Here is a 9,256-nt window from a genome sequence, read left to right as displayed (position 1 = left end):
ATGGTCCAAGGACCAGTCTTCTTTATGCAAAAATAAAAAGGACAGAAAAAGACGGTCAACCAACTCAAAATCAAGAGTTGGATTGATCGTCTTTTGGTATCTGAGAGTTAGTTTTTTCCCAGACACTTTTGCTTTATGCTTCTACTTCATAACTTTGACTATCTTTATCAAAACGATAAGTTTGCTCAGTTTGATCTGAAATCAGGCGAATGCGTTTGTATGGCTTGTCATAGCCTAAATAGCTAACCTTGATGGAGAATTGTTGCTCACTCATCTTAACTTCATACAAATTGTATTGTCCCTGCTCATAAGCAAAGCTGGTTCCATCATCTTGATAATGAACATAAGAACCATGATCACCATATAATCTAAAAGTCATTAAATCATGTGCAGTCACATCAACGTGATTCCGACTTTTATCCCAAGGTAAAATCGTGTTTTTCTTAATAAACAATGGCAATTTGGCTAATGGTGCTTGCACCACAATCGTTGTTTTACCAACATATTCAGCACCAGTCCAAAAGTCTAACCATTCACCAGCTGGTAAATATACCTGACGAGCTGTTTGACCTGCCATTAAAACTGGCGCTACCAAAAATTCTCGTCCAACCATATACTGATCGTTCATTTTTTGTACTTTACAATCATCAGGATAGTTCAAAACCAACGGTCGCATAATCGGCAATCCCGTTTTACTCTCATGATAAAAACGATCATAAAGGTATGAAATCAAGTGGTAACGCAACTTTAAGTATTTGCGATAAATTGACAAAGTTGGCTCACCAAAAACCCATGGCTCCTGTGCTCTGGTCCCTACTGCAGCGTGATTACGCAATAATGGACTAAAAATCGCTGCTTCAATCCAGCGTGTTAATAGCTCTGGAGTACAATCAGCGCCAAAGCCACCAATATCAGTCCCAGCGAAAGCAAAACCACTTAAACCTAAATCGCAAAGTTGCGGAATCATCATTTGCAAATGAGTCCATAAACTCTGATTATCACCAGTCCAAACAGTAGAATACTTTTGCGTACCAGCATAGGCTGCTCGCGTAATTACATATGGCCGTTTACCTGTGTTCTTTTTCAAGCCTTCATAGGTCGCTTTAGCCATTTCATGACCATAAACATTGTGCATTTTAGCATGAGTTGCTGGCTTTTCTCCATCTGAGAAGACTATGTTCTGAGGCAAAGGTCCATTAAATGAAGCTGGTTCATTCATGTCATCCCAAACACCACAAGTGCCAAGATCAACTAAATATTTAATATTTTTGCCCCACCAGTCACGAACTTCTTTTCTGGCAAAATCAGGAAAAACTGCATCTCCTGGCCAAACCCGGTTGACATAGATACTGCCATCGGGATTCTTAACAAAATAGCCCTTTTTGACGCCTTCTTGATAAACCCAATAATTTTCATCAACTTTGACACCCGGATCAATAATTGGCATCACTCTAAAGCCTTTTTCTTTCAGCTCTGTGATGAATTTCTGTGGATCCGCATAAGTATCCTTACGCCAAGTAAAAACGCGGTAGCCGTCCATATAATCAATATCAAAGTGCAAAACATCGCAAGGTAAGTCATTAGCACGTAAATTATCGGCAATGCGCGTCACTTCTTTTTGACTGACGCTATAGCCCCAACGAGATTGCTGATAGCCTAACATCCATTTTTGTGGTAATGGTACCCTACCAGTTAAATAAGTATAATTTGTGACCACTTCTTTTAAAGTCTTACCACCAATGATGTAGTAGTTTAGATTACCAGCTGCAACTGAATAGTAATAGTAATTAGAACTTTCCTTGCCTAAATCAACGTGACTGCGATAGGAATTATCGAAGAAAAGACCATATGGATGTCCTTCCTTGACTCCAATCAAAAATGGGATTGATTTATAAAGTGCCTTAAAACTCTCGACTTGGGGATCAGGATTATCAGTATTCCAATTATCATATTCGTAACCACGTTTGTCTAAGAAGCCCGTTTTATCGCCTAAGCCATAGAATTGTTCATCGTCTGCTAAAGTCTTAATTGTCATAATTTGTTGGCCAGCAGTGGCTTCATTTACTTCATGACCTTCCGAAGCAGCTAATTTTTCCTGTTCGGGATTAATTCCACGATCCAAAGGTATTCTTTTACCGACATAATCAAGTACCAAAGCATGATTGTGACGGTCATATACATTTAAATGTAAATCGTGATCAACTACGATATTGAGTGCAGCTGTTTTTAATTCCACTTGTTGTTCATTACTGGTGACATTTATCTCTGTTTTAATTTGTTTGTCGCCTTCAATCGCATATGACGGTCCCGTTTCACCATGATCTTCAAATACACGAATGATCTCAGGTGTAATAACCATTAGTTTAAACTGTTTGTCTTGATCACTAAAGGTAAAAGTTTGCTTATCTTGTTTAAAATCCATTTTTCTCTCCTTGAAAGCGCTATTAATATAATCTTATGGTAGATCAAGCATTTTCAAATTACTAGAGCAAAAAGAAAAAACAATCCAAAAAATTAGATTGTTTTTTTCTTCAATTACATCAGATTAGCTTCTTTAAGAAGTTGAGCGATCCAAGTTTTCTTAATCTTCTTCATCCCTGATTTAACCGCTAATTTTTCAGGTAATGGCATTTCTTGGTCAACCAACTTCTTCTTATCAGACATGTAATACATTGCCCGCAGTAATTGCCGAATATCAAAGATAGAATCATATACTTCCGGAACCCCGCGGTCAACATTAAGCAAGGTATAAACAGCTTCCATTGCTGTTCTGACTGAATATTCAGTTGTAAAGACCGTATCTCTAGTTGGACTTTCAGCAAAGTTACCAATAAAGGCCAAGTTAACTGAACCCTTAGGTACTACTGCAGGACGATCACCATCATGGCGTGGCATAAAGTAACTAGTGATATATGGCATATAAACTGGTACTGTGTTCATGTTTTCTTCACTAGCATCTGTTGCAATTTCATCTTCTGGAACACCTAAATGATAAAGCATTTCTTCGCAGATTTCCTTACCAGTACAATCAACAACCTTCTTCTTGATGTAATTACCTTCAACATCAGAGTATAAAGCGTAGATCCAGATGACGATTTCGTTTGGTTTTTGACTCTTAAAGTGTGGTTGACGGTGAATAGTAAAACTAACCCCCCAATTAGAATCAGTAACTGTGATAATTCCACCAGTATTTACTCTGCCATCATATAAGCTCCGCTTAGTTAAACGTTCAAAGTATGGCGCAAGTTTCTTAGTCTTCATGGTCGTTGTGGCCGAAACAAACCAACTACGTTCTGGCAAGTTTTCACAAAAGACATCTGGATGACCAAAGGCATCATCTTGACTAGCCAGATTCTCCCATAGTTTCCAAGAAGAACCCTTCTTATGGTTGATTGGAGCTGGTGTATTTTGATCACCATAAGTTGAAGATTCAGTAATTGAACCGTTAGTCACAAAGACCAAATCATCCTTGGTTAGGTCGATATCTGCTTGTTCACCATCTTTGGTCATGACAATCTTTTTAGCAACCTTTTCTTGACCCTCATGATCAACAATCACATTATCTACATGGACATTATATTCAATTGAAACATCGTGATCTTTTAAGTAAGCCAACACTGGTTTAACCATTGACTCATATTGGTTATACTTATTAAACTTCAAGGCGGTAAAGTCTGGCAAACCATCAATATGATGAATGAAACGCATACAGTAACGCCGCATTTCAGCTAAAGAATGCCACTTTTCAAAGGCAAACATCGTGGACCAATAAGCCCAGAAATTGGTCTTAAAGAAATCATCGCTAAAGTAATCTTCAATTGTCTTGCCTTGTAATTGATCTTCTGGAGTCAAAATCAGTTTAACAATTTCCTTTGTACATTTACCCAAACCATAAGTCCCATCAGTTGGTAAACGACTACCACGATCATGAATTAAACGGCAATTTGAAGAGTTAGGATCTTTTTTATCTAGCCAATAATATTCATCCAGATAAGAAGCACCAGGTACCTCTAGGCTTGGAATTGACCGATACATATCCCAGAGACATTCAAAGTGATTTTCCATTTCACGGCCGCCGCGAACAACAAAACCTGCATTTGGACGGTCAGTTCCATCTAATGAACCACCCGCAACTGGCAGTTCTTCTAACAGATGAATCTGTTTACCTGGCATTTTGGCATCCCGGATTAAAAAGACAGCAGCTGCTAAGCCAGCTAAGCCACTACCAATAATGTAAGCCGATTTATGATCAACTCCTGCTGCCTTTTTAGTATCAGCAAAGGCTTCATAATTACCATTAGAGTAATACATTGCTTGTCCTCTTTTCTATCTAAGTATAGTCTTTAGCTTTTACTCTTTATTGTATTAAAAGCGGTTACAATTAGCAAGGAAAATCACCTATTTATAATTTTTTCGTATACTTTGTATAAGAAAAACAGCTTAGTCATCTAAGCTGTTCCATAACTCTTTCATATCACTGGGCTCATCGATTTGCAGTTCCACTTTTTCATTGGTGAAAGGATCAATAAAGGCTAAATAAAAGCAATTTAAAGCCTGGCGGGTAAACTGGTCGTGCACACCATACAAAGGGTCTCCATATAAGGGATGCCCGAGGTAAGCCATATGAACGCGGATCTGGTGGGTTCGACCTGTTAATAATCTTAGTTGGACTAGACTTGCCTTTTGCCTCTGCTTAAGCACCCGATAAGCCGTCTGTGCACTTTTTCCACTCTCAAGGACAGCGCGTTTGACCCCAGCCCCCTTTTTACCGATTGCTTTATCAACTATCCCCGTTAAATTAGTAAATTGACCGTGAACAATAGCGTGATATTTTTTAATAAAATCATCCTTGCTCATTTTACTAAAACGAGCATGAGCCACTGCATTCTTACCAATCAAAACTAAACCAGAAGTGTCACGATCCAATCTGGTGATCACGTGAGCCTTAAGATCTGGTTGACCTTGTCGTTTAAAATAACCCATTACCCGATTCACCAAGGCATCATCATCTTCATAGCGTGAAGGAATTGATAAAACTCCAGCTGGCTTATTCACAACTAAATAATTCCGCGTTTCTTTCACAATTGTTAACGGGCCATCCGATGGCTTCAACCAAGGATTTTTCTTTTCTTCACCAGTTAAAAATAGGACTTCATCCCCAGTCTGCAAATGAAAACTAGTATACCGTCTTTTATGATTAACAAAGATCATTCCATGATGATGCTTAGATTTAGTCAAAGCTTGGCGTGAAAAACCATTTTTTAATAAAAAAGATCCTAATTTCTTGGGATCCCTTTCTTTAACGATTAATTTAAATAGTGTCATCTTTCTTATCACTGATAAATGCATTCTGAACTCTTGACCAAAAATGATGGTGGCCAAAGCGATCAAATTGAATTGCATGTTTAGAAATACGAGAAATTATCTTTTTAGCATTGCGGATATTTTTCCGTTCACCATCAATTGTCATCACAAAATGATCAGTATTTGGAATAATGGTAATCCACTGATCTGGTGCAATTACAATTGGAGCTGACAAAGTTCTAAAAACTCGATTATTAATAGAAGCAATTTCGGTCATTTGCAAGGCCTTCAATTGCGGATGAATTACTGCCCCGCCTAATGACTTACTATAAGCAGTTGAGCCAGTTGGTGTTGACACACACAAACCATCTCCACGGAAGTTTTCGAATAATTGGTCATCAATATAAACATCCGCTTCCAAAGTATGTGAAACTCGTTTAACCGCTGATTCATTCAGTGCTAAAAAGTGTTTTTGTTCACCACTTTCGGTTTCCATCGTAACTTCTAGTAAAGGATACTTTGCAGCTTCTGGCTTTTTAAAAGTCAACGCATCAACCATTTTTTCCACATCATAACTGCGCCAGTCAGTATAAAAACCCAAGTGACCAGTATGAACTCCAATAAAGCGAATTGAATCAACTTGATTGACATAACGGTGAAAGGCATTAATTAAAGTACCGTCTCCACCTACTGTAATCACAATATCAGGATATTTTGCATCATAAACAATCTGTTTATTATTGAGCAACTCCTTTAAATGGGCAACAACTTTTAAGGTTTCCTCATTGTTGTTGTGTGCAATTGCAACTTTCATGACTTTTCCTTGCCTTTATTTTTAGTAAAAATTTTCTGTGCTTCTTGCACTTCATCTTTAATGGCAGACATTTCTTCATCTAATTGATAAGCAGCTTCGGCAGTAGAACGTAAGCGTTCTGAAATATCATCAGGATAGGCACCTTGATATTTATAATTCAAAGTTTGCTCCACCGTAGCCCAGAAATTCATGGCTAAGGTCCGGATCTGAATTTCCGCAATTAATTTTTTAGGTCCCTCTGGCAAATAAACTGTATAAGAAATTACCATGTGATAGGAACGGTAGCCCGAAGGCTTGGCATTTTTGATATAATCGCGTTCTTCAACCACTTCCATATCATCACGCTCATGGATTAAATCCACAACTTTGTAAATATCATCCACAAATTGCGTCACGATTCTAATTCCGGCAATATCTTGCATATCAGTTTCAATTACTTCCGGACTAATTACTCGCCGTGTCATTTTTTCTTTGATAGAATCAACTGTTTTAACTCTACCAATTACAAATTCAATGGGCGAGTGCTCCCCTTTGGTTAAAAAACTTTGTCGTAAGGAACGAAACTTAACTTTCAATTCGCGCACGGCCTCGTTATAGGGCCATAAAAAGTTATCCCAATCTACGTCCATGAAATTTTTCCTTTCTGATACAAACACCATTATTTTAACATATAATTGAAATTGAAAGATTGGAGTGATTTTATTTGTCAAAAAATCGTGAAATTGAAGCAAAAACATTGTTAACTAAAGAAGTTTATCAAAAACTCTGTCACGCCTTTCCACTAAAGGCAGATTTTAAACAAGAAAACTATTATTTTGATAGCCCTAATTTTTTCTTAAAGCAGCACCAAATTGGCTTACGAATTAGGTTATTTGAAGATCATGCCGAGCAAACTATGAAAGTCCCTGATCCGTGTCCTGTACAAAAGAAATTCCATGAGGTAATTGAAATTAATGATGACTTATCTTTAACACACGCTAAGGAACTACTCAGTCAAGCTGAAAACGGTCACCAATTCACTTTTGCAGGCAATGTAGGTCAATACTTGCAAGAACATTTCCCTGAGGAAATTAGTCAGCTTAAATTATTTACTTGGAGCAAAACTCGACGTATACTGGCTAGTGGACCACAAAATTGTGAGTTAACGCTTGATGCTACTAGTTATCCAGATGGCTATCAAGATTATGAATTAGAAATTGAAAATACAGATCCGACTTTAATTAAAAAAGTTCAATTAGAGTTAGAAGAAGCATACTCTTTTACTCAAAATTCCAAAAATACTAATCAAAATAAAATTGGTCGAGCAACTGCTCACCGAAAATAAGGCATATTTTTTGTTTATTGATTTTTTTCTTGCTAAAGTAACTATGGAAGAATTCGTTAAGGGAGTTTAAAAGATGTTTGAGATTTTCCTTTTTATCAATCCGCTTGGCATCTATTGCTACGACACTGAGAAACAAATCACACAAACAATCAAAGATTTAAGGATTGATGCTTGTTATCATTTTGTTCCAATCGCTAATGTTGGGGTTGTTCAAGATGATATTATTCGTCGCCGGCGCGATCACCAAAAGCCAATGGGTGTATCTTCTTACACACTTGCAACTAATGAAACCTTGGAGATATACCATGCTATTAAATTAGTTTATGGCAACAAAAAAGCACGTAATTTTATCTTTAACTTACAGCAGAAGTTAAACTATGATAGCTCTTGTTACTGTCGTGACTTACTGCAAAAAGTGATGAAAGAAGAGCGGGTAAACTATGCCGAAATTGAATCTTTACTTAAATCAAATCATATTAAAGATTCAATTGCTCAAGATCAAAAATTAGCCCAGCAGTGGCATGTTAAAAAGACACCAACTACGGTTATCTTTGATGAAGATAAGGAAAATGACAGCGGGATTTTACTCGAAGGAACTTTAGATCAAGATACTTTAATGAATATCTTTTCTGCATCTAATCCTTCGCCTGCTGCTTCAAAGACATTTCAATTATTCTCAACCAATCATTTGCGCTTAATCTAAGCCGTGATTGGTTTTTTCTTGCCTATTTTTCAAATAAGTAGAAACAGCATCAGCTTCTCCCGGCTCTCTCCAAGTTGAAAAAACTGCTACTGGCAAATCATCGATCGTTAAATGTCGTTGATACAACTGCTCTGCAATCATTAAGCCAAACTTACTTTTTTGCTTAATTTGTTTTTCTAAATAACGCTGCTGCATTTGCGGGTTGAGATCGTATTTTTTTATTTTAGGTTTAAACTGCCAAAATCGCTTCATCCCAATCTCATCCAAACTAAAAAACGCTGTTTGATACCTTAAACGCCGAGTTAATGGTTCTTGCTTAATGTTATATTTTAACCGTAAGAGATGCCTAGCTGGTTCAACTTCGACATAATATTGTTGCCACAAAGAATTTTCGCGAAAGAAAATCAATTGAGTCTGTTTTAGCTTTTTACCTAAATAATGCCGTCGCCCTACAATCCAAAGATCAAGTACATTAATTTGTTGATATAAACGATGACGATGTTGAAATTCTTGTCGACTCAACGGTGCACATTGCACTTCAATGGCTAACTTTTCAGAAACTAAAACATCAGCTCGTAATTGCCCTGCTGCTAAGGGAATTTCCGTTTGAGCTGGAAAACCTAAAGCAGTAAAAGCTGCCTTTAACATCAATTTAGAAGTATGATGCTCTTCTTTTTCACCTAAAGCATTATTATCATAATGTGCCAAATGCTTAAAAAAAGCCGTTTTATTCTGCGAAATCACTAACACCATCCGTTTATGGCAAGTGGGACAGAAATATTTTTCATAATTTAACTGTTTAGCTTTAGTTAAAACTAATTCAGCTTCTTCAATTGCAAGAACTAATTTTTTATTTAAAATGGCTGCATACATGTTTTTTCACCCATTATTAAATACGAAAAAAGGACGAGTTTTTTGCCAATGTCATTAAGTTAAGACATTGACAAACTTAGCGACGCTTTTTAAGACATTTATCGAATTATTGTAAGCGTCAAAAACTGAAGTATATTGAAAAAGCGGTCTAGCTTTGATACAGAGTGTATCTGCTAGGCCGCTTTAGTATGCTTCTCTTTTGTTTTACATACTTTCTGAACTTCTTTTGTCCATGGTA

The 9,256-nt window shown here is 37.0% G+C and carries 9 protein-coding genes; 3 read left to right on the top strand and 6 right to left on the bottom strand.

Features of this window, described 5'->3' with window-relative positions:
- The coding region (locus EJK17_RS11920) for a hypothetical protein (protein ID WP_146042845.1) at nucleotides 1–199 on the top strand (199 nt) is incomplete at its 5' end.
- Here EJK17_RS11920 and EJK17_RS10580 read toward each other — a convergent pair.
- From EJK17_RS10580 to yjbM, 5 genes are all read right to left on the bottom strand, one after another.
- The gene (locus EJK17_RS10580; protein WP_103662609.1) at nucleotides 134–2,422 is read right to left on the bottom strand and encodes a glycoside hydrolase family 31 protein; all 2,289 of its coding nucleotides are present in this window, start codon (nucleotides 2,420–2,422) and stop codon (nucleotides 134–136) included. The genes EJK17_RS11920 and EJK17_RS10580 overlap by 66 nt on opposite strands.
- 113 nt (nucleotides 2,423–2,535) lie before the next feature.
- Entirely contained in the window at nucleotides 2,536–4,311 is a 1,776-nt protein-coding gene (locus tag EJK17_RS10575; RefSeq protein ID WP_103662608.1) for an oleate hydratase, read from the bottom strand.
- 129 nt (nucleotides 4,312–4,440) lie between these two features.
- Nucleotides 4,441–5,325 carry an RluA family pseudouridine synthase gene (locus EJK17_RS10570; protein ID WP_168180797.1) on the bottom strand — a complete coding sequence of 295 codons (885 nt, stop codon included), beginning with the start codon at nucleotides 5,323–5,325 and terminating at the stop codon, nucleotides 4,441–4,443.
- Nucleotides 5,312–6,118 carry an NAD kinase gene (locus EJK17_RS10565; RefSeq protein ID WP_127796419.1) on the bottom strand — a complete coding sequence of 269 codons (807 nt, stop codon included), beginning with the start codon at nucleotides 6,116–6,118 and terminating at the stop codon, nucleotides 5,312–5,314. Before EJK17_RS10565 ends, EJK17_RS10570 begins: the two co-directional genes overlap by 14 nt.
- The gene (yjbM, locus tag EJK17_RS10560; protein ID WP_103662605.1) at nucleotides 6,115–6,747 is read right to left on the bottom strand and encodes a GTP diphosphokinase; all 633 of its coding nucleotides are present in this window, start codon (nucleotides 6,745–6,747) and stop codon (nucleotides 6,115–6,117) included. The genes EJK17_RS10565 and yjbM overlap by 4 nt, the downstream gene beginning before the upstream one ends.
- A gap of 74 nt (nucleotides 6,748–6,821) precedes the next feature.
- On the opposite strand from yjbM, the gene EJK17_RS10555 reads away from it, so the two are divergent.
- Nucleotides 6,822–7,442, top strand: coding sequence for a CYTH domain-containing protein (locus tag EJK17_RS10555; protein ID WP_103662604.1), 621 nt, complete (start codon nucleotides 6,822–6,824; stop codon nucleotides 7,440–7,442).
- A 73-nt stretch (nucleotides 7,443–7,515) separates the two neighbouring features.
- Complete coding sequence (locus EJK17_RS10550; protein ID WP_103662603.1) at nucleotides 7,516–8,145, top strand: DsbA family protein; 630 nt, start codon at nucleotides 7,516–7,518, stop codon at nucleotides 8,143–8,145.
- Here EJK17_RS10550 and EJK17_RS10545 read toward each other — a convergent pair.
- Nucleotides 8,137–9,018: a competence protein CoiA gene (locus EJK17_RS10545; RefSeq protein ID WP_103662602.1), complete on the bottom strand. Its 882-nt coding sequence runs from the start codon at nucleotides 9,016–9,018 to the stop codon at nucleotides 8,137–8,139. The genes EJK17_RS10550 and EJK17_RS10545 overlap by 9 nt on opposite strands.
- Nucleotides 9,019–9,256: the final 238 nt, after the last annotated feature.

The sequence above is a fragment of the Lactobacillus xujianguonis genome, assembly GCF_004009905.1.
GTDB classification, from domain to species: domain Bacteria; phylum Bacillota; class Bacilli; order Lactobacillales; family Lactobacillaceae; genus Lactobacillus; species Lactobacillus xujianguonis.
Note: the sequence above shows the minus strand (reverse complement) of the source record. Positions and strands in the feature narration are given on the sequence as shown.